Here is a 22,649-nt window from a genome sequence, read left to right on the forward strand (position 1 = left end):
CCGCTGTAGGCCCGGTAAGGCGTAGCCGCCACCGGGCTATTTCCCTGCCTGTGGATGCGTATCAAACCCCGCCATCACGGCCGTCAGCTCGGCCAGGGTAAAGCCGTGCTTCGGGTCATCAACGCCCAGGCCAAACCGCGCCTGCATCAGCTTATACAGCGCCTCCGCATCCGGCAAATGGATCTGCTCCTCCACATGCCCGTTCTGCCAGTGGGTAAAATTAAAATTGGTCAGCGTCAGCTTGCCCCCGTCCGGCAGGTGGCGACACATCAGCAGGTGATGGCGGAAATGGGACTGCGGCCAGTGCGCCGACCAGAAGTTTCCCATCACGTAATCGTTGAAGTACTGGGTCGCCAGGTCGAAGTGGTACATTGACTGCCAGTGCTCGTGATGGCGGAATTGCAGTACCCAGTCGTTACCCTCGCTCAGCAAACGATAACTCCCGTGCGGGGTTTCCTGTTCCTCGTTGGCGATCAAACGAATCGGCGCCGTCAGCGTTTGTCCGCCAAATCCCACATCGGCGATCCAGCGCTCGCCGTTCAGCTCAACCAGCAGCAACCGGTGCGTACGCGGCGGCATCTGCGACGGATTAGCCAGCACAACCCGCCCCAGCACGCTGCGCACCGTAAAACCGACTTCGCGCAACACCCGCTCAAACAGGCCGTTTTGCTCAAAGCAATATCCCCCCCGCCGCGCGGTGACCAGTTTATCCACCAGACACCCGTCGTCCAGATGGATTTCACGCGGCAAAACAACATCGATATTTTCGAAAGGGATTGCGCAGTTATGGTGTAAATGCAGCCCCCGCAGGGTATCGATATCAACCTGTACGGGCTGCTGCCAGCCCGTGCGGGCGAAATAAGCACTCAGAAATGGGGACATGATTTGCTCCAGGATGTGATATCCCCTGTTTATAAACTATTTTCCCTTATGCATATGCGCAAAAGTGCTTTTTCGTCATACTCATCGTGTACATGAGGAGATCCTATGAACCACTTTCGCCCTGTTGAATTACGCCATGCCAGCCGTCTTCTGAATCACGGTCCAACCGTGCTCATCACCAGCCGGGATGAGACCATCGATCGTCGCAACGTCATGGCCGCCGCATGGTCTATGCCGGTGGAATTTGAGCCCCCGCGTATCGCGATTGTGGTAGACAAAAGCGCGTGGTCACGGGAGTTGATCGAACGCAGCGGGAAATTCGGCATTGTGATCCCCGGCGTGGCGGCAGCCAACTGGACCTGGGCGGTCGGCAGCGTCAGCGGGCGCGACGAGGATAAATTTAACTGCTACGGGATCCCGGTTATTTATGGCCCTGAGCTTGGCCTGCCGGTTATAGAAGAGAAATGTCTGGCGTGGATGGAGTGCCGGTTATTACCTGTAACCTCTGCGGCCGAGAAATATGACACTCTGTTTGGCGAAGTGGTTTCCGCCGCGGCGGATGAACGCGCATTTGTCGCCGGACGCTGGCAGTTTGACGGGGATAAGCTGAATACGCTGCATCATCTGGGTGCGGGTACGTTTGTCGCGAGCGGGAAAATGGTCAAGGCGCTGGAATGATTTTTTAATTATACCCATCTGAATTATATAAAATTTCTATGGCATTTTATGTTTACCACTGCGTTGTAGAACGGAGGATATTTCTTGAGTTGCTGAGTTAGCAATTCCCCGTTAAGGAAATATTAATGTCCTGGATAGATATGGCGAAATTTTATATTCCAAATAAAATGCTCAAGCAAAAAGCATCGGTAATTAGGCACATTATGTCATCGAAGCCACTCTTCTTTTTACTTTTCATCCTGTCTTCCTTAGCGGGCGCGGAAACCACCTATGCACCGGGGCTAGTGGCGCTTAAATTCAATCAATGGTATATAGCGCAGTTAGATCAGAACAAACCACCCGTACTCAATCCAGACATTATGAACGAGTACGTAGCCTCAGGGACCATTGCAGCAATTAAAGAAATGTACTCTGGCGACAGTAACGACAAAGATATGCCCGATGCGGATATGTTTATCAAAGCGCAGGACTGGGATGATGACTGGAATCAGATAACCGTCTTACATTCTGATTTTGACGCCGTTTGCACAAACGTCTATGTCGCATTTGGTAAGAAGCAAGATCATGTTATTGCAGATTGTCTCGTTGAAGAGCAAGGAAAATGGAAAGTGCGATCGGCGACGCTAATTAAGTAACAGGCATAAACTCCCTGTCGTAATAATAAAGGCACATGGTAGCCAAATGACTACCATGTGCAATTAATTAACTCTTCACACGCTTCGCAATAATCTCATCCGCCACATTCCGCGGAGCTTCCGCAAAATGATGGAATTCCATCGTATACGTCGCGCGACCCTGGGACATCGAGCGCAGCGTGGTGGCGTAGCCAAACATCTCAGCCAGCGGGACGTCAGCGCGAATAATCTGGCTGCCGTACTGTTCTGCCATTCCCTGCACCAGGCCGCGACGGGAGGAGAGATCGCCCATAATGTTCCCGGCGTACTCTTCCGGCGTTTCCACCTCAACGTGCATCACCGGCTCAAGAATAACCGGATCCGCCCGCCTAGCGCCCTCTTTGAAGCCGAGGATCGCCGCCATGCGGAAGGCCATCTCCGAGGAGTCAACGTCATGGTAGGAACCAAACGTCAGGGTCGCTTTCACATCCACCACCGGATAGCCCGCCAGCACTCCCGTATTCATGGCTTCTCGCAAGCCTTTTTCCACCGACGGGATGTACTCCCGCGGCACCACCCCGCCTTTGGTGGCATCTTCAAACACAAAACCACTCCCGGCGGCTAACGGCTCAAGGCTCAGAACCACATGACCGTACTGCCCTTTCCCGCCGGACTGTCGGACAAATTTACCTTCAATATCCTTCACCGCTTTACGCAGGGTTTCACGGTAGGTGACCTGCGGACGACCAATGTTCGCCTCAACGCCAAACTCACGCTTCATGCGGTCAACGATGATCTCCAGATGCAACTCGCCCATCCCGGAGATGATGGTCTGACCGGACTCTTCGTCCGTGTGCAGGCGGAACGACGGATCCTCCGCAGCCAGGCGCTGTAGGGCGATCCCCATTTTCTCCTGATCGGCCTTGGTTTTCGGCTCAATCGCCAGCGAAATAACCGGATCCGGGAACTCCATCCGTTCAAGGGTGATCACCGCATTCGGGTCGGTCAGCGTGTCACCGGTGGTAACGTCTTTCAGCCCGACACAGGCTGCGATATCCCCTGCGCGCAGCTCGTCCACCTCATGGCGATCGTTGGCATGCATCAGCACGATGCGCCCGATACGTTCTTTCTTGCCCTTCACCGGGTTGTACACCGCGTCGCCTTTGCGCAGTATGCCGGAATAGACGCGGATAAAGGTCAGCTGGCCGACGTACGGATCGCTCATCAGCTTGAAGGCCAGCGCCGAGAACGGTTCATCATCGCTTGGGTGGCGCTCGGCGTGCTGTCCGTCTTCGTCTACCCCATCAATAGCGGGCACGTCCAGTGGAGACGGCATCAATTCAATCACCGCGTCGAGCATGCGCTGCACGCCCTTGTTCTTGAAGGCGCTGCCGCACAGCATGGGCTGTATTTCGCCGGAGATAGTCCGGATCCGCAGCCCTTTGATGATTTCCGCTTCATCCAGTCCGCCCGTCTCAAGGTACTTATCCATAAGCTCATCGCTGGCTTCTGCCGCAGCCGAAACCATTTTTTCTCGCCACGCCTGGGCGGTGCTCAGCAGATCGTCAGGCACTGGCGCATAGCTAAACGCCATGCCCTGCGTCGCATCATCCCACAGAATGGTGCGCATCTTGATGAGATCCACCACGCCGGTGAAGTGTTCTTCTGCCCCCACGGGGATCACAATCGGGACCGGATTGGCTTTCAGCCGCTCCTGCATCATCTGCACCACGCGGAAGAAATCCGCACCCGGGCGGTCCATTTTGTTGACGAATGCCAGGCGCGGGACGTGATATTTATTCGCCTGACGCCAGACGGTCTCCGACTGCGGCTGCACGCCACCGACGGAGTCATAGACCATCACCGCACCGTCGAGCACACGCATGGAACGTTCCACCTCAATGGTGAAATCCACGTGCCCGGGGGTGTCGATAATATTGATGCGGTGCGGTTCAAAGCCTCTGTCCATACCGGGCCAGAAACAGCTTACCGCCGCCGACGTAATGGTGATCCCGCGCTCCTGCTCCTGCGCCATCCAGTCGGTGGTTGCCGCGCCATCGTGTACTTCACCCATCTTGTGGCTCATCCCGGTGTAAAACAGGATGCGCTCAGTGGTGGTTGTTTTGCCCGCATCGATATGCGCGGAGATACCGATGTTGCGATAACGTTCGAGTGGAATGGGTCGGGGCATGTTATTTCCTTAAGTCTTCATGACTGGTTTGTGACGACCGGGATGGTCGCGTGTTCGTTCGTTTGTTATAATAGTCCCATTGTACGAGTATTATCGAACTATTTTTTAACGGTTGACCTATTGTTGATATAGCTCAATCTCACGCGAGACGCAGGAAAACGATGATCCCAAACCACCCGGAACCTGAACAAATAGTGTTGGAAAATGTGCTGTTCGCCCTCGGCAATCCGCTGCGATTAGCGATTATCCGCAGGCTGGCCGACGGCAGCGAACTGAGCTGTAACGCACTGCGCCCGGAAGAGGTGGTGAAATCCACTATGACTCACCACTGGCGCGTGCTGCGCGACAGCGGTGTGATCTGGCAGCGCCCGCAGGGGCGCGAGAATATGATCTCACTGAGAAGAGAAGATCTGGACGCCCGTTTTCCTGGGCTGCTGGCGATCCTGCTCCAGGCTAAGTAGCGGCAGCGTCCTCAAGACGATAAACCGGAATCCGCCGTGTTGTTCCGGTAAGGGTGTCGAACACCTCCGTATCGGACGTCACTATTCTCATCCCGGTCTTCCTTAACCGCTGCACGTCGGCGGCTATGCGCTGGAGGCCAAACCAGAAAAGCCCGTCAAGCGCGGTGACCGCAAGCCCCTGTTCCAGCGCCAGCTGGAGGCGCTCGCGGGGGGCTTTCACCTGCTGAGCGATTTGCCGGTAAGGCACTTCCGAACCGCCGGACGCATCGATCCGCTGAATACGGGTCTTCAGGTGGTAGGTAAATTCATCGGGAATGCCGTTCAAATCCCGTTTAAGGCTGTAGACGCAGCCAAACCGCTTCCCGTTGAACAGGACATTTTTTTGACTGAGCTGAAACTCATTTCTGATGCTATCAATCAGCTGCGGTGCACGGGTAAGAAGTAACCGGAAGGGAAGCTCAAAGCTGGTCACATAATCCACATTCAGCAGCGCGAGACGCAGCCGCTCTTCTGCCCCGGATCTCTGGTCATGACACTCGCGCATCACCTCGGCCCACTGGCGCGTCAGACGTTCCGGCTCGCCGGCTTCGGTGAGGAGGTATTTTTCCAGATGATAATCGACTCTTCCGGTCATGTTGGGCATCCCGTCAATGTGGATGCGGTAATTCTATCCAGCGCGGCAGGATTTATAAAGGGCGGAGCGCACCGGCATCCGCCCTGCCGGGCTACTGCTGGATACTCGACCGGTCCGAAATATCGCTGGCAGATAAGGTTCTTGCAGAAGATGGGATCTGTTTTTTGCGTTTATACCGGTCCGGCTGGCCTTCAGGGCGGGTTTTGAACCGGCGATGCAGCCACATATATTGCTCAGGCGCCATCATCACGGCGCGCTCAATCGCTCTGTTCATTTGCGTGGCCACCGACACTTTGTCGCCTCCCTGCAAGGTATCGCTAATATCTTCCAGAATAATCAGCTCATACCCTGTGCCGTCTGCTTTTCTGCGCGGTACAAACGGGATCACGGCCGGTCTGGCACTTTTCACCAGCATGTAGCTCCCGGCAGTTGTCGCGGCGTCCGGGACGGCAAAAAACGGCACAAACACGCTATTCGTTTTGCCATAATCGTGGTCCGGGGCATACCACAGGATCTCGTTTTGCTTCAGCGCGCGGATCATGCCCTTCAGGTCATAGCGGTCAAGCATGGTTTTATTGGAACGCAGACGACCGCGCGTTTGCAGCCAGTCGAGCAACGCATTATTGTTGGGACGATACACACCAATACCCGCGTTGAGCATGCCAAAGATGCGTGCGCCTAATTCCAGCGTGAGAAAATGCATGCCAATGAGCACCACGCCCCTTCCTTGCGCCCGCGCCTGTTCCATATGTTCGTAGCCGGTCACGCTGAAGTGTTTCCGTACGCGCCAGTCTGGCCAGAACCACGCTATCCCGGTTTCGATGACGCCCATTCCAACTGATTCAAAATTACGCTCAAGTAAACGCTCGCGCTCGTCCTCTTTCATATCAGGAAAGCAAAGCTCAAGATTTCGTCTGGCGATCTCCACGCGGCGTGGAAGCAGGCGCATAGCCAGACGCCCAAGCCCGTGACCTGTTTTCAACAGCAGCGGGTACGGAAGCTGAACCGTCCACCAGAGCGCGGCAATGCCTGCCCAGCTGAGCCAGTAACGAGGATGAATAAAGGCGAGTGAAAACTGAGGTAATTTTGTCATGGAAAAATTATCCTTTTACTAATTTGTACTTAATCTGGTGCAGTTGCAGTGCTTACCTGCTGATTTAACGAATATTGTTCGGAAGGATGAATTGTAGCGGAATCGTTATGGTTTTTATTATCGATTTTTGCGAAAGGGAATAAAAGCGAGGAGCGCCGGGTGATATTGCACCACCCGGCAGGCATGTTACATCGTATAACCGGGCTTCTTAATCAGTTCATCCAGTTTCGGGCCGATCTCGGTATCCCAGACCTGCGCCTTCCAGTCAGCTTCCTGAACCTCCTGAAGCGCCACGGAGATTGAGCGATCTTTGCTGTTCAGATGACGGGCGATCGCTTCGGCGATATCCGCCGCCAGGGCCGTTTTTTGTTCGTCAGTCAGATCGCGTGGAAAACATTTGATATCAACGTGTGGCATGGGCAGGGCTCCTTTTATAGGTGAGCGTTCCACGTTATCAGATTATATCGTTAGCTTTTAGCACCTTGTGCAGTTCCGGCAGCGCGCAGACGGCATCCGCGACGGCGGTAATATTAGGCGTGTTAGTGGCAAACCACTCATGACGTGGCCCCCAGGTACGCGCAACGGCAATATAGACGTCAAGCAGCGTCAGCTGTTTGCCAAACGCAAACGGCGAGGCGCTGAGCTGGCTGTCGAACCACAGATAGAGCGATTTTCGGTACTCAATGCAATTTTTCTTCAGCTGTTCCGGGGCATCAGGCACCCAGCGTTCCGGGTAATCTGCATACGTAAAGGTGGGATAGACGTTCGCCACAAACCAGATGAGCAGGCGCTGAAACTGCTGGCGCCCGGCCTGCCCTACGGGCGGCGCGAGGTCGGGACGTCTGTCGAGCACCATCAGGGCGATCGCCGCGGTTTCCGTCACGATCGCCCCGTTTTCCAGCTCCAGCGTCGGCACCTGGCACAGCGGGTTCAGTTTTAACAGCAATTCGCGTTGCGGGCCGGGCTGGTCAAACCCGTCCACGTTGACGAACTGATACGGGATGTCTGCCAGAGTCAGCATCACTTCACTGATTGCCGATCCCCAGCCGGGTACGCCATAGAGTTTGATCATGTTGCCCCCTCAGGGATGAAAACCCTAAGTGTAGAGCACCATTAGTAGGTTATCCCGGGCGGATTAACATCTGAAGACGTCACCGCTTCGCCCGCCTCCCCCCAGCGCGCCAGCACCTTTTGATACTCCCCGCGCTTAATCGCACCGTCCAGTGCAGCCTGCAACGCATACACCAGCCCATTGCCTTTTTTGGTTGTGGTGGCGACATAGGCTTTCTTCGGCCCTAATCCCACGACGCGGGTTTTGCCGGTTAACGCGGCTTTATAGGCAGAAACGGACTGCGGTCCAAAAAACACATCCGCCCTGCCGGACTGAATATAGAGATTGCCTGAGGCGTCGTCGGTCAGATAAACCGGCAACGCAGGCTCACGCCCGGCCTTTTTATTCTCTTCGTTCCAGCCCAGCAGAATACGCTCCTGATTGGTGCCTGACCCGACAATCACCTTTTTACCGGCCAGATCTTTCGCACGGGTGATCGACTGTACGTTGCTGGTGGATTTCACCGAGAAGGCGAGGGAATCGACGCGATAGGTCGCAAAATCGAACTTCGCCTTACGTTGCTCGGTGACGGCGATATTCACCAACGCCACGTCATAACGCCCGGAAGTGATCCCCAGCGGCCAGTCTTCCCACGCCGTTGGCACCAGCTTCAGCTTCAGCCCCAGACTGCCCGCCAGCAACCGGCCGATATCCGGGTCGCTGCCAATACGGGTGCGGTTATCACTGGCCAGCAGCGCCAGCGGCGGAGAATTCAGGGCTGAAATCGCCACCGTGAGGGTACCCGGCTCAACAAATTTATAGTTCGCCGGGATTTTCGCCACTGCCTGTTGATCAACCGTCACCGGCAGCGGCTGTTCGTTGGCCTTTAAATCAATGCTGGCGTAGCTCGCCGTCGTGAAGACCAGCCCCGCCAGGAGTCCATATTTCATCTGCGCTCCTTACAGCACTTTTGAGAGGAACTGGCGCGTTCGCGGATGCGACGGTCGGTTTAACACGTCGTCGCTGCTGCCCTGCTCCACAATTTTACCGTCGACCATAAATACCACCTGGTCCGCCACTTCCCGGGCAAAGCCGATCTCATGGGTGACCACCACCAGCGTAGTGCCGGAACGGGCGAGCTTTTTAATCACGTCCAGCACTTCGCCAACCAGTTCTGGATCCAGCGCCGAGGTGGGTTCATCAAACAGCATCACGCGCGGGCGCAGCGCCAGCGCGCGGGCAATGGCGATACGCTGCTGCTGGCCGCCGGAGAGGTGACGCGACCATGCATCGGCTTTATCGCGCAGACCTACCACATCCAGAAGGCTGTAGGCGTTTTCAACAGCCTCTTTTTTACTGAATTTTTTATGCGCGATAGGTGCTTCAATCAGGTTTTCCAGCACCGTGAGATGCGGAAAAAGATTGAAGTTCTGAAACACGTACCCAACGTTGACGCGCTGTTTGAGGATCTCTTTCTCTTTGAGCTCGTAGAGTTTGTCACCCTGACGGCGATAGCCGATGTAATCCCCGTCAATCTGAATAAAGCCTTCGTCTACGCGCTCCAGATGGTTAATGGTGCGCAGCAGCGTCGATTTTCCCGATCCAGAGGGGCCAAGGATCACCGTCACGGAGCCCGGCGGGATCTCAAGCGTGACCTTATCGAGCGCTTTATGTCGGCCAAAAAACTTACTGACGCCGGTAATGGAAATGTGTCCTTCAGGAGAGGCTTGCATGAACAGGCTCCTGTGCTGGCGAAGTGGTGACGGAGCGCGCGCGACTGGCCGCCCGGTTCTGGTTTACGGCGGAGCGGCGCTCGCTGCGGGCGAGTACACGCTCAATAACATGCTGGATGGCAGACAGTACGGTGGTGATCACCAGATACCAGACGGCCCCCACCATCAACAGCGGGATCACCTCCTGGGTGCGGTTGTAGATCATCTGGATCGTGTAGAATAGTTCCGGCATCGCCAGCACGTAAACCATCGCCGTCCCTTTGGCGAGGCTGATGATTTCGTTAAACCCGGACGGCAGGATGGTGCGCAGCGCCTGCGGGAGAATTATGCGCACCGTGCGACGCCATGCCGGCAGACCTAGCGCAGCGGCCGCCTCATACTGACCGTGGTCGACCCCAAGGAACCCCCCGCGAATGATCTCCGCAGTATAGGCGCTCTGCACCAGCGTCAGCCCCACGATGGCGGTAGAAAACTGCCCTAGAACATTGATGGTTTCAAAGCTGCCCCAGGTAATGCCGGTGAAAGGCACGCCGAGAGAGAGCGTGTCGTAGAGATAGGAGAAGTTATAGAGGATAATCAGCACCACGATCAGCGGCAGGGAACGGAACAGCCAGATGTACCCCCACGCCAGGCTGCTCAACAGCCATGATGACGAGAGCCTCGCCAGCGCCAGCATGCCGCCAATCACCACGCTCAGTACGGTGCTTATCAACGTCAGCAGCAGCGTCTGGCCGACGCCTTCGAGGATCACCGGGTCGAAGAACCAGCGGGCAAATACCGCCCATTCCCAGCGCGGATTAAAGGCCACGGACTGGATCACGACCGCCAGCACAAACAGCGCCACCACGGCGCCAGCAGCGCGCAGCGGATAACGTGCCGGGACCACTTTTATGGTTTCAACGTTGCTCATCGTCGCTCCTTATGCGGTTTTGCTGAGCGCTTCGCGGATCAGCGTCTTGGTGAAACGCAGCCGACCGTCGAACGGCGGCTGGCTATACTCTTCCGGATCACGGTTAAGATCGAACTGCGGCTGGTACCCCTGGCTGAGATAGAGCCGCACTGCCTCCGGCTGGCGAAACCCCGTGGTCAGGTAGATGTGGCTGTAGCCCGCCACCACCGCCCGGCGCTCCAGCTCCTGTACCACGCGCGCGGCCAGCCCCTGCTGGCGCAGCGTTTTATTCGTCCAGATGCGTTTGATCTCTGCGGTATGTTCGTCGAAGGGCTTGTACGCACCGGTGGCGATGATCTCGCCATCGCGCTCCAGGACAATAAAGAGCCCCTGCGGCGCCAGGTACCACTCTGTCAGCTCGACTTCCGCATCCTTTGAAAAGTAGTCGCCGTAACGAGCGGCGTACTCACCGAAAAGCCCCTCGATAATGGGCTGAAGATCGGCATCTTCCGGCGAAACGTCACGAAATTGTTCGCGCATAGCGCCTCCTTAATCGCCCAGACCCGCCGGGTTAACTTCGGAACTGGGGATACGCTCCACACCTTCCCCCCAGCGGTTCAGCACTTTGTCGTAATCTCCGTTCTTGATCGCGCCGTTCAGCGCGGTTTGAACCGGTTCGACCAGGCCGCTGCCTTTTTTCAGCGTCACCGCGATATGCGCCGCCTTCGGCCAGCCGCCGTCGACGCTGCCGACCAGTTTGGTTTTACCGTTAAGCGCCGCTTTCCAGGCACCGATCACGTTCGGGCCAAAGTAGGCGTCCGCGCGTCCGGACTGAAGCGCCAGCGTTTGGGCCGCGTCGTCTTTGGTGTAGATCGGCGTAAAGGGTTTAAGCCCTTTTTTGAGGTTCTCTTCGTTCCATGCCAGCAGGATGGCCTCCTGGTTGGTGCCGGAACCCACGATGATGCGCAGCCCGGCGATATCCTCTGCCTTCACAAGCGAGTTGATCGGACTGGTGGATTTCACGTAGAAGCCAAGTGAATCCTTGCGGTAGGTGGCGAAGTCGAACTTCTCTTTGCGCGCTTTAGTGACTGTGATGTTGCTGATAGCCGCGTCGTATTTCCCGGAGGCAACCCCCAACGGCCAGTCCTCCCAGGAGGTGGGCACCACGTTCAGCTCCAGTCCGAGGCTGTCCGCCACCAGACGCGCAATGTCGACCTCACTTCCCAGCAGAGTTTTGTTGTCGTCGGAAAAGACCGTCAGTGGCGGTTGATTCAGTCCCGCCACCGCCACGGTAAATTTCCCCGGCACGGCAAAACGATAGTCTTTCGGCAGTTGCGCGATCGCATCGCTGTTTTTGGCGGTATTGATCGGCGTTTTATTGGCCTCAATGCTCACGCCGGTGCCGTTAATATTGACGTTCTCTGCCCAGACGGCAGGGGTAAAGGCCAGCGCAAGCGCCAGAATAAGCGATGATTTCTGCATAGCATTTTTCTCTTTTATTGTTGTGTGAACTGATTTTTGGGCTCGTCTAAGCCCAGACTTTCGCGCAGCGTGGTGCCGGGATAGTCGGTGCGGAACAGGCCGCGCGCCTGTAAAACGGGCACCACCTGGTCGACAAAGCGCGGGAAGGTGTCCGGCGTGCCGCCCTGAATGATGAAGCCATCCGCCGCCTTCTCTTCGAACCAGGCCTGTAAACCATCGGCCACCTGCTCCGGTGTGCCGGAAAAACGCGGGCGCGGCGATGCGGCTTCCAGCGCGACCTGACGCAGAGTTAAGTTGCGCTCACGGGCGTTACGCTTGATTTCATCGGTGGTGCTGCGGAAGCTGTTTTTGCCCAAATCGCCAATATCCGGGAACGGCGCGTCGAGGGGATACTGGCTGAAGTCGTGATGCTCGAAATAACGTCCGAGGTAATTCAGCGCATCATTAATGGAGACCAGTGCCGCCGTAGTTTGATACTGGTTTTCTACGTCATCGGCGTCGTTTCCAACAATCACGCTGACGCCCTGGAATATATGTAAATCCTCTGCGCGGCGGCCGTGACTTTCCAGCTGCTGTTTAACATCGCGGTAAAAAGCCTGGGCTTCTTCCCGCGTGTCATGGTGGGTAAAGATGGCGTCAGCGTGTTTTGCCGCCAGCTTTTTACCGTCGTCGGACGCACCAGCCTGAAAGACAATCGGACGTCCCTGCGGCGTGCGGCCAATATTCAGCGGGCCGGAAACCTGGAAGAAATCACCGTGGTGATCAAGAGTATGCAGTTTCGACGCATCAAAGAACTGTCCGCTCTCTTTATTGCGGATAAAGGCATCCCCTTCCCAGGAATCCCACAGCCCCTTCACCACGTCGAGATACTCATCGGCAATGCGGTAGCGCAGCGCATGCTCCGGGTGTTTTTCGCGGGAGAAGTTCCTGACTGACCCTTCCAGCGGTGACGTCACCACGTTCCAGCCCGCGCGTCCGTTGCTCAGGTGATCGAGGCTGGCGAACTGGCGTGCAACGGTGAAAGGCTCGCTGTAGGAGGTGGATAACGTGCCGACCAGCCCCAGGCGCGAGGTGATACTCGCCAGCGCGGACAACACTGTCAGCGGCTCAAAGCGGTTTAAAAAATGCGGAATGGATTTCTCGTTAATATAAAGGCCGTCGGCCACAAATATAAAGTCGAGCTTGCCCTCTTCTGCTTTTAAAGCCGTTTCTTTAACGAAATCAAAATTAATGCTGGCATCCGCGACCGCCGCCGGATGGCGCCAGGCAGACATATTTCCGGATGCACCATGCAAAATGGTCCCCAGCCGCAATTGACGATGTGCAGACATATTCACCTCAAATTAATTAAACGTGTTGCAGGGCTTTTTCCGCGAGCTGAGCAAAATAGCGGGCAGCGGGTTCGATTAATGCTTCGTCCGGGTTAAATGCCGGGTGATGTAACCCAAACGGACTGTTGCTGCCAATGCTGACAAATGCGCCGGGTATGTTTTGCAGATAGACCGCGAAATCCTCCCCGCCCATGTGCAGTTCCGCATGCCGGGTTTCATATCCCGCTTCGCGCGCGACCGAGGTGGCAAACCCGGCCCAGTGCTCATCGTTCACCAGCGCGGTGGGCCCGGCGTACCAGGTGATGTTGATTTGCGCGCTAAAGGCGCTGGCAAATCCGGCGGCGATTTCACCGACGCGCGCTTTCACGTTCTGCTGCACTTCCGTGCGGTGCGTGCGCAGCGTGCCCTCCAGCTCAACGCTTTCCGGCAGCACGTTCCAGGTATTCCCCCCGGCGATGCGCGTCACGCTCAGAACAACCGAATCCAGCGTGTTGACGTTACGGCTGGCTACGCTTTGCAGCGCGGTTACCAGCTGACTTGCCAGCACGATGGCGTCGTTGCCTTCATGGGGACGTGCGGCATGCGCGCCTTTGCCGGTCACGTGAATAACGAAGCGATCAACGTTGGCATAGAACGGGCCGCCGCGCGTGGCAAACTCGCCGACCGGCAGTGACGGCTCGTTATGCATCCCGAAAATCGCGCGTACGTCGCGTAACGCCCCGGCCCGCACCATGCTTTTTGCTCCGCCGAAATTCTCTTCCGCTGGCTGGAACAGGATCCGCACGCGACCGTTGAGCGAGGCTTCCCGCTCTTTCAGCTTTAGCGCGGCGCCGAGGATCACGCTGGTGTGAATGTCGTGTCCGCAGGCATGCATCACCCCGGCACGCCGGGAGCTAAACGGCACCCCGCTGCGCTCGTCGATGGGTAACGCGTCGATATCGGCGCGCAGCGCAACCAGTGCGTTGCCCGTGCCGATCTCCGCAACCAGCCCGGTCTGGAGATCGTAAGGCAGCGGGGCAATCCCGGCTGCCGTCAGCCACTCGCGCAGGCGCGCCGTTGTTTCGACCTCCTGACCAGAGAGTTCAGGGTTCTGGTGCAGCTCACGGCGCCAGGCAATCAGTTGTTCGCTAAAGCTCATACGGTAACCTCCCTGTTAAGACGCGCCTCGGCCAGCAGTCGCAGGGACTGCACGCGCGTTGCGCCATCAGCGACCGGCGTGTCGATGATAAATTCGTCAATCCCCCACTGCTGATGCAACGCGTTGAGCTGTTCAAGCACCGACGCCGCCGTTCCGGCCAGCAGAGACTGCGCCCGACGCGCGATGCGCACCGGTTCACTCCCCGCCTGCCGCGCAAAGGCGTAGGCCTGTTCTTCGCTGGCGACGGTGACGCGCTGTCCGTTTGCCAGCTCCACGCCCCACACTTCAACCTTCTGCGCCAGCGCATCGGCCTCAGCCTGGGTTGGGGCAACAATGGCCTGCACGGCCACAATCACCTCCCGGACGCTGTGTTGACGCCAGGCTGTGACGACCTCGCGCAGCAGCTCAGGATCACCGTTCAGATGGGCGGCAAAGACAAAATGCCAGTCGAGGGAGGCCGCCAGCAGCGCGCTTTCTGTGCTGGCGCCCAGCAGAAACCCCCGGGCAGGCACCGGCGGCAGCGGCGTGGCGCGAACGTCCTCCTCCGCTGACTGATTTTCAGGGCGGATCCAGCGATCGAGCTGCGTCAGTTGTTCAGCAAAGCTGCCTTTTTCCTGCGGATTAAGGCCGTGCTGCAAGGCGCGGGTAGAGAGCGGCAGACCGCCGGGCGCTTTGCCAACGCCCAGATCAACCCGGCCCGGCGCAATGGCGGCCAGTACGTTAAAATTTTCGGCGACTTTATAGGGGCTGTAATGTTGCAGCATGACGCCGCCTGAGCCCACGCGAATACGTTTTGTTTGCCCGAGGATCCAGGCAATCAGCAGCTCCGGCGAGGGGCTGGCAAGCTGCGGGGTATTGTGGTGTTCGGCAATCCAGAAGCGGTGATAACCCAGCGTTTCTGCCTGTTGCGCCAGTGCTAAGGTTCGCGCCAGCGCATCGGCGGCTGTTTCGTGTTCTGCGACGGGGCTTTTATCCAGAATGCTGATTCGCCATGACATGTTGCGTTCTCGTTTGACTTAACATGTCGTCATTATTAAAGGTGGATTTCACCTCTGAGAAACAATTAATTTACATTTGGATTGCCGGAAAACGGCAATAGAGAGTCTGTCATCGGCGTGATTTGAGCGATGTAATGAGTCTTTCCGCATCCTGCCGTCGGGTAATGCGGAGAAAGCGAATGTGTGCGTACTGCGGGTTTTGTATATCCGCCTCATATCGTTTGCGGTTGCTGCGCCAGGTTTTGATCGTCCAGATGATAATAGAGTCCTTGCTAAGGAACGACCGACGAAAGCTTTCGCGGTTCCCCGTGCCGGGCCAGAGCTCCTGTTTGTGCCAGGCGCGTCTGGAGGCCCGCGTCACCGCCTGCCAGAGCGTGCGGATAAACCCACGATCTATCCACACCACCAGATCGACGTCGCGCCACTTAACGTCGCGTGTGCGGTTGTAATTCCCGTCCAGGACCCAGTCAGGCGAGGCGGCGAGCGCTTTTTCCAGGGTTGCAAGAAACTCATCATCCGGTGTTCCCTGCCAGTTCGCTCGCCAGTAAAGCCTGTCCATCTCAATGTAAGGGATAGCCAGCGCCTCCGCGATTCGCCTGCCAAACGTGCTTTTCCCACTTCCGCTGGTGCCTATGATATTGATTTTCACCGTTCCGCCTGCACATGCTGAAGAAAACGGATCGAATCATAACGTTAATAATTTGTTTACGAAACGCCAGACTACTCGTTCGGATACTGCTCGTCGGTGACCTTCTCCAGCCATGCCACCGGGCTCCCGTCGACAGCTTCTGCGATGGCGATATGGGTCATGGCCGTCTGCGCGCTTGCGCCGTGCCAGTGCTTCACGCCGGGTGGGATCCAGGCGATATCACCCTGATTCAGCGGTTCCGCCTCTTTCCCCCACTCCTGTAACCAGCCGCGCCCCTGCGTCACGATCAGCGTTTGTCCAAGAGGATGCGTATGCCAGGCGGTACGTGCGCCGGGTTCAAAGGTGACGGTCGCGCCGCCGACTTTTGCCGGTTCAGTCGCCTGGAAAGGCGCGTCAATGCGCACGCAGCCGGTAAACCAGGCCTCTGGCCCCTGAACGGAAGGTAACGAACCGCTACGGATAATTTTCATGATTAACTCCTCGTTTGCTGTTGCGTTAACAGTAGCGTAAAGCCATGGGGAGCATTAGAGTGCATAATCAGAAAGGAACCATGAATTCATTTCATAAATCGAGTAAACCACCATGTTAAAAGACAACTTCAACGATCTGCTTTCCTTTATGGTCGTCGCCCGGGAGCGCAGCTTTACCCGCGCCGCGGCGCAGCTTGGGGTATCTCAGTCGGCGCTCAGCCACGCAATGCGCAATCTGGAAACGAGGCTGGAAGTCCGTCTGTTAACCCGCACCACCCGTAGCGTGGCCCCTACCGAGGCCGGCGAGCAACTCTTCATGCGCTTAAGCCCCCATCTGCTGGAGATCGAGCAGGAACTCACCGCGCTGCGTGATACCCGCGACAGACCTGCCGGGAATATTCGCCTTACCGCCGGGGAGCACGCCATGTCTGCGGTGCTGTGGCCTGTGCTTAAACCCTTTATGGCGCAGTATCCTGATATCAACGTTGAAGTCACGGTGGACAATGGGCTGACTGATATTGTCGATGGCCGCTTTGACGCGGGGGTGCGTCTGGGTGAGCAGGTGGCGAAAGATATGATTGCCGTTCGTATTGCGCCGGACATGCGCATGGCGGTCGTCGGGTCGGCAGAGTATTTGCAACGTTTCGGCGTACCGGAAACGCCGGAGCAGCTTGATCAGCACCGCTGCATTAATATGCGCCTGCCCACACGCGGCGGATTATATGCCTGGGAATTTGAACGGGACGGACGTGAGCTGCGCGTGCGGGTTGACGGCCAGCTGATCCTCAACAGCCTGCCGCAACGCATCGATGCCGCCGAAAACGGTCTGGGGCTGGCGTACGTCCCGGAAGATGCGGTTCAGGACGCCCTTGCTGAGAGCCGGTTAGTGCGTGTGCTTGAAGCCTGGTGCCCGGCTTTTACGGGATACCATCTGTACTATCCGAGCCGCCGCCAGCACACTACCGCGTTTGCATTACTTATTGCAGCCCTGCGGCATTCATAAGCTCTACCTATAAGTAACTATTAAGTAAACCTGATGATTAAATCAGCATTCGCAGACCTTTTTGCCTAAAAAAACGTCACGATTCAGCGCGTTGTGATCGCCGTCTGCTCTGACCACACGATTTCCTTCGACGAGCATCACTTTCGACACGGTTATATTTTGCGTCGCTTAACAATTGCGGGTAGGATGCCTCGCCATGTTTTGCCTTATCCATACACAGAATGACTGGAAAGGCGGCATGTGTCTGCGCAGAAGCAATCGTTTGTTTCGGCATCTGCCAGGCAGGACTATCACGTTAATGGTTCAGACAGGCAAACAGGTAACTCAATGAAAACAAGCAATAAAAGCGCAGCCGATCATCATGCTGCGAAACGTCGCTGGTTGAACTCTCATGAAGAGGGCTATCACAAGGCGATGGGCAACCGTCAGGTGCAGATGATCGCCATCGGCGGCGCTATCGGTACAGGTCTGTTTTTAGGTGCAGGCGCACGTCTGCAAATGGCTGGCCCCGCTCTCGCCCTGGTCTATCTGGTGTGCGGGATCTTCTCTTTCTTCATCCTTCGCGCCCTCGGCGAACTGGTACTCCACCGCCCTTCCAGCGGCAGCTTTGTCTCTTACGCCCGCGAGTTTCTTGGTGAAAAAGCCGCGTATGTCGCGGGCTGGATGTACTTCGTTAACTGGGCGATGACCGGTATCGTCGATATCACCGCCGTTGCGCTGTACATGCACTACTGGGGCGCGTTTGGCGATGTGCCGCAGTGGGTGTTCGCCCTTGGGGCGCTGGCAATTGTCGGGACCATGAACATGATCGGCGTGAAATGGTTCGCCGAGATGGAGTTCTGGTTCGCACTGGTGAAGGTGCTGGCCATTGTGATCTTCCTGGTGGTCGGAACCGTATTCCTCGGTACCGGTAAACCACTGGACGGTAACGCAACCGGCTTCCACCTGATTACCGATAACGGTGGTTTCTTCCCGCACGGCCTGCTGCCTGCGCTGGTGCTGGTGCAGGGGGTGGTGTTCGCCTTTGCTTCCATCGAACTGGTCGGTACGGCGGCAGGCGAATGTAAAGATCCGCAGACGATGGTGCCAAAAGCCATCAACAGCGTGATCTGGCGTATCGGTCTGTTCTATGTGGGTTCCGTGGTGCTGCTGGTGCTGCTGCTGCCGTGGAATGCATACCAGGCGGGGCAAAGCCCGTTTGTAACCTTCTTCTCTAAGCTGGGCGTGCCGTACGTGGGCAGCATCATGAACATCGTGGTACTGACCGCCGCGCTCTCCAGCCTGAACTCCGGGCTCTATTCGACGGGCCGTATCCTGCGCTCCATGTCGATGGGAGGCTCTGCGCCGAAGTTTATGTCGAAGATGAGCAGGCAGCAGGTTCCTTATGCGGGGATTCTGGCCACGCTGGTGGTTTACGTCTTTGGCGTGTTCCTGAACTATCTGGTGCCGTCCCGCGTATTTGAGATCGTTCTGAACGTGGCTGCACTGGGGATTATCGCCTCCTGGGCCTTTATTGTGGTCTGCCAGATGCGTCTGCGCAAAGCGATCAAAGAAGGCAAAGCGGCTGATGTGTGCTTCAAGATGCCGGGCGCACCGGTGACCTCCTGGCTCACCCTGCTGTTCCTGTTCAGCGTGCTGGTGCTGATGGCCTTCGACTACCCGAACGGTACTTACACCATCGCGACGATCCCACTGCTGGCGGTTCTGCTGATTGCTGGCTGGTTCGGCGTGCGTAAGCGCGTTCACGAGATCCACAGCACCGCGCCGCTTCATCACGACGATGAAAAGCACGACGCACCGCTGGTAGAAGAAACCTCGCGTTAATAAAAAAGCCGGGTGGCGGCTTCGCCTTACCCGGCCTACATCTCATGGTTTTGTAGGCCCGGTAAGCGCAGCGCCACCGGGCAATTCCACCATCACAGCGCGATACGAATCACATCGTCAGGCTGGGTCGCTTCCTGCTGACGGGTTGATTTCTGTTTCACCGTTACGTACAGCGTTTTACCGTCCGCAGACAGCGCCAGGCTGTTCGGGTAAACCGGGGTATCGTAGGTCCTGGTCACTTTGTAGGTTTTGGCGTCAATCACGCTCACCTTGCCCGCCTCGCGGTGCGTCACATAGGCTTCGTTACGCGCCGGGTTAAACAGTACGGCCAGCGATGCTGGCGCGGCGATTTTCTGCATCACGCTGCCATCTTTCAGATTCACCACCAGCACTTCTGGCTGTTTTGAATCCGTCACAAACGCACGCTGGCCGGCAGTGTCCAGGCTCAGGTTCAGGTAGAAGTGCTCTTTTCCGTCATCCTGCACTTTTTTACGACTGAGGATTTTGTTGGTTGCCGTATCAATGGTCACCAGCTCGCCGTCCGCATTGGTGGTATACAGGCGTTTTGCCTTCGCATCCAGCGCCAGACCGGTGCTGAACGTGCCGGTGTTGGTGATGGTGTCCTTCAGCTTCAGCGTTGCGCCATCAACAACCCAGATCACGCTCTCCTTGCCGATACCGGTAATGTAAACCGTATTGGTCGTGTCATCGGCCACCAGCTGGCGCGGCTGAAGCGGCTTCACCGTGTCGCTACGCTTGCGATCGTCCAGCACCAGGCGCCCTTTCACCTCGCTCGTTTTGGCGTCAATCGCCGTCACGGTGCTGTTGACGGTGTTACCGAACCACAGCGTCTGGGTGGCGTTATCGATCGTGGCGCCAAACGGCTTGAGATCGTTATGAATCGCCTGCGTCACTTCCAGCGTGACCGGATCCAGACGATAGACCACGCCGCCCTTATCGGTTTTGCGGCTTTGTGACGTCGCAACCCACAGCGCGTTTTCCTGCTGGCTGACGGCCATTTCATACGCGCCCTTGCCGACCGCTTTGCGCAGCATCTCTTCAGCGGCATGAACCTGGAACGTACCGGCAAACAGTAAAGAGCCCAACAGCAGAGACCCACGCAGGCGCGGCGAGCACAGATGACGTAAAGACATAACAATTCCTTTTTAAATGAGGAGATTTACCGCTGACATCACTTCCGGTGGGCAAAGTCATCGCTTTGCCGTTATTTTAATGAGAATAGTAATCATTAATGAGTTGAATGTGGAGTATTTCTTTCCTTCAAAACCTTACATTCACGAAATGTGCGGTTATAGTTTTCATAACATTTACAAAGGATTTAACATATATACACAGGTTCCAGTTGATTTGGTTCGAATTTTTCTTAACCGGTTTACTCCATGAAAATTATTACTGCCCGTAAGGCATCACTACCACTGCTCTTCGTTCCCGTCATTTTTGGCCCGCTGAGTGCGATGGCCGCGGAAGAACAGACCCTGATCGTCAGCGCCACGCCGCAAACCGTCTCCGAACTGGACACCCCGGCCGCAGTCAGCGTGGTGAGCGGCGAGGATATGCGACATGCCACACCGCGCATCAACCTTTCTGAATCCCTTGGGAGCGTACCAGGCCTGCAAATCCAGAACCGCCAGAACTATGCTCAGGATCTGCAACTTTCCGTTCGCGGATTCGGCGCGCGTTCGACCTTCGGCGTACGCGGGATCCGCATGTACGTGGACGGCATTCCGGCAACCATGCCCGACGGCCAGGGGCAGACGTCAAACATTGACCTCAACAGCATTGAGAGCGTCGACGTGCTGCGCGGCCCATTCTCTGCCCTGTACGGCAATGCCTCCGGCGGCGTGATTAACATCAACACCCAGACCGGACAACAGCCAGCCACAATTGAAGCCAGCAGCTATTACGGCAGCTACGGCACCTGGCGTTACGGCATGAAGGCCACCGGTGCGGTGGGCGACGGGACTCAGGCGGGGGATGTGGACTATGCGGTATCCACCACCCGTTTCACCACACATGGCTATCGTGACCACAGCGGCGCACGGAAAAACCTCGCCAACGCGAAACTGGGCGTGCGCATTGATGATGTCAGCAAGCTAACGCTGATTTTTAACAGCGTGGACATGAAAGCCAACGATCCGGGCGGACTGAGTTATCAGGAGTGGCAGAACAACCCGCGCCAGTCACCCCGTGGCGATCAGTACAATACGCGTAAAACCATTAAGCAGACCCAGGCTGGGATCCGCTACGACCGTCAGCTGAGCGAACAGGACGACCTCAGCGTGATGATGTACGCCGGTGAGCGTGAAATGACCCAGTACCAATCCATTCCGGATACCACGCAGACTGAAAATCCAGCGCATTCGGGCGGCGTAATTGATATGCAGCGCCATTATCAGGGTATTGATACCCGCTGGACCCACCGCGGCGAGCTGCTGGTGCCGGTAACGTTTACCACCGGCCTTAACTACGAAAATATGAGTGAAAATCGCCGCGGGTATGAAAACTTCGTGATGAACAACGGCGTGCCGGATTTTGGCGTGAAGGGTAACAAACGCCGTGACGAACGTAACCTGATGTGGAACCTTGATCCCTACCTGCAAACCCAGTGGCAGCTCACGCAAAAGCTGTCCGTTGAGGCGGGCGTGCGTTACAGCTCCGTCTGGTTTGACTCCAACGATCATTACATTACCCCGCAAAACGGCGATGACAGCGGTGACGCCAGCTACCATAAATGGCTCCCGGCTGGTGCGGTGAAATACGCCGTGACCGACGCCTGGAACCTTTATGCCGCGGCGGGACGTGGATTTGAGACCCCGACCATCAACGAACTCTCCTACCGTTCTGATGGCAAAGGCGGCCTCAATATTAATCTGCAACCGTCAACCAACAACACCTATGAGATTGGCAGCAAAACCCGCATCGGCAATGGCATCCTGACGGCGGCGCTGTTCCGCACGGATACCGACAACGAGATCGTGGTGGACGAAAACAAAGATGGTCGCACTACCTACAAAAATGCGGGGAAAACGCGTCGTCAGGGTGTGGAAATTGCGCTCGACCAGCAGTTTGCCGAAAACTGGAAGCTGAAAATGGCGTGGACCTATCTCGATGCGACCTACCGTACCAACGTCTGTAACAATGCAGACTGTAGCGGCAACCGGATGCCGGGGATTGCCCGTAACATGGGGTATGCGTCGTTTGGCTGGGAGCCTGAGGAAGGCTGGTACGCGGGGGCAGATGCCCGCTACATGAGCGACGTGATGGCAAACGACACCAATACCGCCAAAGCGCCCTCTTATACCGTGGTCGGTCTGAATACCGGGTATAAACTCAATTACGGCAAATGGGGAATGGACATCTTTGGTCGCGTCGATAACCTGTTTGATAAAGAGTACGTCGGTTCAGAGATTGTAAACGCCGGCTACAATCGCTATTACGAACCCGCCCCTGGCCGTAACTATGGCGTGGGCCTGTCGGTCTCTTATCGCTTTGAGTAAAACATTTTCC

At 56.6% G+C, this 22,649-nt stretch carries 21 protein-coding genes and 1 pseudogene; 6 read left to right on the forward strand and 16 right to left on the reverse strand.

Annotated features, from left to right (window positions below; translation table 11 throughout):
- Window positions 1–36: 36 nt before the first annotated feature.
- Window positions 37–882, reverse strand: coding sequence for an N-hydroxyarylamine O-acetyltransferase (nhoA, locus tag FZF21_RS11360; RefSeq protein ID WP_015570465.1), 846 nt, complete (start codon window positions 880–882; stop codon window positions 37–39).
- Window positions 883–987: 105 nt separating this feature from the next.
- Here nhoA and FZF21_RS11365 point away from each other — a divergent pair, with 105 nt between their 5' ends.
- Both FZF21_RS11365 and FZF21_RS11370 read left to right on the forward strand, forming a co-directional pair.
- Complete coding sequence (locus FZF21_RS11365; RefSeq protein ID WP_039270701.1) at window positions 988–1,560, forward strand: flavin reductase family protein; 573 nt, start codon at window positions 988–990, stop codon at window positions 1,558–1,560.
- 203 nt (window positions 1,561–1,763) lie between these two features.
- Window positions 1,764–2,195, forward strand: coding sequence for a DUF3828 domain-containing protein (locus FZF21_RS11370; protein ID WP_032620331.1), 432 nt, complete (start codon window positions 1,764–1,766; stop codon window positions 2,193–2,195).
- 67 nt (window positions 2,196–2,262) lie between these two features.
- Here the strand turns inward: FZF21_RS11370 and fusA are convergent, their stop codons facing one another.
- Window positions 2,263–4,365: an elongation factor G gene (fusA, locus tag FZF21_RS11375; RefSeq protein ID WP_063945887.1), complete on the reverse strand. Its 2,103-nt coding sequence runs from the start codon at window positions 4,363–4,365 to the stop codon at window positions 2,263–2,265.
- A gap of 161 nt (window positions 4,366–4,526) precedes the next feature.
- On the opposite strand from fusA, the gene FZF21_RS11380 reads away from it, so the two are divergent.
- Window positions 4,527–4,826, forward strand: coding sequence for a helix-turn-helix domain-containing protein (locus tag FZF21_RS11380; RefSeq protein ID WP_000612740.1), 300 nt, complete (start codon window positions 4,527–4,529; stop codon window positions 4,824–4,826).
- On the opposite strand, the gene FZF21_RS11385 is transcribed toward FZF21_RS11380, so the two are convergent.
- The 13 genes and pseudogenes from FZF21_RS11385 to FZF21_RS11450 form a co-directional block, all read right to left on the reverse strand.
- The gene (locus FZF21_RS11385) at window positions 4,819–5,460 is read right to left on the reverse strand and encodes a DNA-binding protein (protein ID WP_045615508.1); all 642 of its coding nucleotides are present in this window, start codon (window positions 5,458–5,460) and stop codon (window positions 4,819–4,821) included. The genes FZF21_RS11380 and FZF21_RS11385 overlap by 8 nt on opposite strands.
- 91 nt (window positions 5,461–5,551) lie before the next feature.
- Window positions 5,552–6,553: a Kdo(2)-lipid IV(A) acyltransferase gene (locus FZF21_RS11390; protein ID WP_149121320.1), complete on the reverse strand. Its 1,002-nt coding sequence runs from the start codon at window positions 6,551–6,553 to the stop codon at window positions 5,552–5,554.
- 186 nt (window positions 6,554–6,739) lie between these two features.
- On the reverse strand, window positions 6,740–6,970 hold the full coding sequence (gene pptA, locus FZF21_RS11395; protein WP_045615504.1) for a tautomerase PptA: 231 nt from the start codon (window positions 6,968–6,970) through the stop codon (window positions 6,740–6,742).
- A gap of 37 nt (window positions 6,971–7,007) precedes the next feature.
- A complete protein-coding gene (locus tag FZF21_RS11400; RefSeq protein ID WP_063863948.1) occupies window positions 7,008–7,625 on the reverse strand; it encodes a glutathione S-transferase family protein in 618 nt (205 codons plus the stop codon).
- Window positions 7,626–7,666: 41 nt separating this feature from the next.
- Complete coding sequence (locus tag FZF21_RS11405; protein WP_063945889.1) at window positions 7,667–8,554, reverse strand: transporter substrate-binding domain-containing protein; 888 nt, start codon at window positions 8,552–8,554, stop codon at window positions 7,667–7,669.
- 9 nt (window positions 8,555–8,563) lie between these two features.
- The gene (locus FZF21_RS11410; protein WP_017382288.1) at window positions 8,564–9,337 is read right to left on the reverse strand and encodes an amino acid ABC transporter ATP-binding protein; all 774 of its coding nucleotides are present in this window, start codon (window positions 9,335–9,337) and stop codon (window positions 8,564–8,566) included.
- On the reverse strand, window positions 9,321–10,247 hold the full coding sequence (locus tag FZF21_RS11415; protein WP_017382287.1) for an amino acid ABC transporter permease: 927 nt from the start codon (window positions 10,245–10,247) through the stop codon (window positions 9,321–9,323). Before FZF21_RS11415 ends, FZF21_RS11410 begins: the two co-directional genes overlap by 17 nt.
- 9 nt (window positions 10,248–10,256) lie before the next feature.
- Complete coding sequence (locus FZF21_RS11420; protein ID WP_045334933.1) at window positions 10,257–10,766, reverse strand: GNAT family N-acetyltransferase; 510 nt, start codon at window positions 10,764–10,766, stop codon at window positions 10,257–10,259.
- Window positions 10,767–10,775: 9 nt separating this feature from the next.
- Window positions 10,776–13,039 (reverse strand): annotated as a pseudogene (locus tag FZF21_RS22200) (NtaA/DmoA family FMN-dependent monooxygenase).
- Window positions 13,040–13,055: 16 nt separating this feature from the next.
- Entirely contained in the window at window positions 13,056–14,177 is a 1,122-nt protein-coding gene (locus FZF21_RS11435) for an amidohydrolase (RefSeq protein ID WP_017382285.1), read from the reverse strand.
- A complete protein-coding gene (locus tag FZF21_RS11440; protein WP_032653686.1) occupies window positions 14,174–15,175 on the reverse strand; it encodes an LLM class flavin-dependent oxidoreductase in 1,002 nt (333 codons plus the stop codon). Before FZF21_RS11440 ends, FZF21_RS11435 begins: the two co-directional genes overlap by 4 nt.
- A gap of 109 nt (window positions 15,176–15,284) precedes the next feature.
- Entirely contained in the window at window positions 15,285–15,824 is a 540-nt protein-coding gene (locus tag FZF21_RS11445; protein WP_023303788.1) for a shikimate kinase, read from the reverse strand.
- Between the two features lie 71 nt (window positions 15,825–15,895).
- Window positions 15,896–16,294: a cupin domain-containing protein gene (locus FZF21_RS11450; RefSeq protein ID WP_015570456.1), complete on the reverse strand. Its 399-nt coding sequence runs from the start codon at window positions 16,292–16,294 to the stop codon at window positions 15,896–15,898.
- 112 nt (window positions 16,295–16,406) lie between these two features.
- Here FZF21_RS11450 and FZF21_RS11455 point away from each other — a divergent pair, with 112 nt between their 5' ends.
- The gene (locus FZF21_RS11455; protein ID WP_015570455.1) at window positions 16,407–17,297 is read left to right on the forward strand and encodes a LysR family transcriptional regulator; all 891 of its coding nucleotides are present in this window, start codon (window positions 16,407–16,409) and stop codon (window positions 17,295–17,297) included.
- A 327-nt stretch (window positions 17,298–17,624) separates the two neighbouring features.
- Window positions 17,625–19,121 carry an L-asparagine permease gene (gene ansP / locus FZF21_RS11460; protein ID WP_015570454.1) on the forward strand — a complete coding sequence of 499 codons (1,497 nt, stop codon included), beginning with the start codon at window positions 17,625–17,627 and terminating at the stop codon, window positions 19,119–19,121.
- A 92-nt stretch (window positions 19,122–19,213) separates the two neighbouring features.
- Here the strand turns inward: ansP and FZF21_RS11465 are convergent, their stop codons facing one another.
- Window positions 19,214–20,275 (reverse strand): YncE family protein, encoded by a 1,062-nt coding sequence (locus tag FZF21_RS11465; protein ID WP_023303790.1) that lies wholly within the window; start codon window positions 20,273–20,275, stop codon window positions 19,214–19,216.
- 246 nt (window positions 20,276–20,521) lie between these two features.
- Here FZF21_RS11465 and pqqU point away from each other — a divergent pair, with 246 nt between their 5' ends.
- Window positions 20,522–22,639: a TonB-dependent receptor PqqU gene (gene pqqU, locus FZF21_RS11470; protein WP_047738625.1), complete on the forward strand. Its 2,118-nt coding sequence runs from the start codon at window positions 20,522–20,524 to the stop codon at window positions 22,637–22,639.
- Window positions 22,640–22,649 lie beyond the last annotated feature (10 nt).

Source organism: Enterobacter sp. LU1, from assembly GCF_008271405.2.
GTDB classification, from domain to species: domain Bacteria; phylum Pseudomonadota; class Gammaproteobacteria; order Enterobacterales; family Enterobacteriaceae; genus Enterobacter; species Enterobacter hormaechei_C.

What these genes read in the sequence shown, in the direction of transcription:
- FZF21_RS11435 (WP_017382285.1), bottom strand. Translation starts at nt 14,177, where the DNA reads ATGAGCTTTAGCGAACAACTGATTGCCTGGCGCCGTGAGCTGCACCAG.
- FZF21_RS11385 (WP_045615508.1), bottom strand. Translation starts at nt 5,460, where the DNA reads ATGACCGGAAGAGTCGATTATCATCTGGAAAAATACCTCCTCACCGAA.
- FZF21_RS11400 (WP_063863948.1), bottom strand. Translation starts at nt 7,625, where the DNA reads ATGATCAAACTCTATGGCGTACCCGGCTGGGGATCGGCAATCAGTGAA.
- FZF21_RS11415 (WP_017382287.1), bottom strand. Translation starts at nt 10,247, where the DNA reads ATGAGCAACGTTGAAACCATAAAAGTGGTCCCGGCACGTTATCCGCTG.
- FZF21_RS11370 (WP_032620331.1), top strand. Translation starts at nt 1,764, where the DNA reads ATGTCATCGAAGCCACTCTTCTTTTTACTTTTCATCCTGTCTTCCTTA.
- FZF21_RS11465 (WP_023303790.1), bottom strand. Translation starts at nt 20,275, where the DNA reads ATGTCTTTACGTCATCTGTGCTCGCCGCGCCTGCGTGGGTCTCTGCTG.
- pqqU (WP_047738625.1), top strand. Translation starts at nt 20,522, where the DNA reads ATGAAAATTATTACTGCCCGTAAGGCATCACTACCACTGCTCTTCGTT.
- FZF21_RS11390 (WP_149121320.1), bottom strand. Translation starts at nt 6,553, where the DNA reads ATGACAAAATTACCTCAGTTTTCACTCGCCTTTATTCATCCTCGTTAC.
- FZF21_RS11440 (WP_032653686.1), bottom strand. Translation starts at nt 15,175, where the DNA reads ATGTCATGGCGAATCAGCATTCTGGATAAAAGCCCCGTCGCAGAACAC.
- ansP (WP_015570454.1), top strand. Translation starts at nt 17,625, where the DNA reads ATGAAAACAAGCAATAAAAGCGCAGCCGATCATCATGCTGCGAAACGT.
- nhoA (WP_015570465.1), bottom strand. Translation starts at nt 882, where the DNA reads ATGTCCCCATTTCTGAGTGCTTATTTCGCCCGCACGGGCTGGCAGCAG.
- pptA (WP_045615504.1), bottom strand. Translation starts at nt 6,970, where the DNA reads ATGCCACACGTTGATATCAAATGTTTTCCACGCGATCTGACTGACGAA.
- FZF21_RS11450 (WP_015570456.1), bottom strand. Translation starts at nt 16,294, where the DNA reads ATGAAAATTATCCGTAGCGGTTCGTTACCTTCCGTTCAGGGGCCAGAG.
- FZF21_RS11365 (WP_039270701.1), top strand. Translation starts at nt 988, where the DNA reads ATGAACCACTTTCGCCCTGTTGAATTACGCCATGCCAGCCGTCTTCTG.
- FZF21_RS11455 (WP_015570455.1), top strand. Translation starts at nt 16,407, where the DNA reads ATGTTAAAAGACAACTTCAACGATCTGCTTTCCTTTATGGTCGTCGCC.
- fusA (WP_063945887.1), bottom strand. Translation starts at nt 4,365, where the DNA reads ATGCCCCGACCCATTCCACTCGAACGTTATCGCAACATCGGTATCTCC.
- FZF21_RS11420 (WP_045334933.1), bottom strand. Translation starts at nt 10,766, where the DNA reads ATGCGCGAACAATTTCGTGACGTTTCGCCGGAAGATGCCGATCTTCAG.
- FZF21_RS11410 (WP_017382288.1), bottom strand. Translation starts at nt 9,337, where the DNA reads ATGCAAGCCTCTCCTGAAGGACACATTTCCATTACCGGCGTCAGTAAG.
- FZF21_RS11380 (WP_000612740.1), top strand. Translation starts at nt 4,527, where the DNA reads ATGATCCCAAACCACCCGGAACCTGAACAAATAGTGTTGGAAAATGTG.
- FZF21_RS11405 (WP_063945889.1), bottom strand. Translation starts at nt 8,554, where the DNA reads ATGAAATATGGACTCCTGGCGGGGCTGGTCTTCACGACGGCGAGCTAC.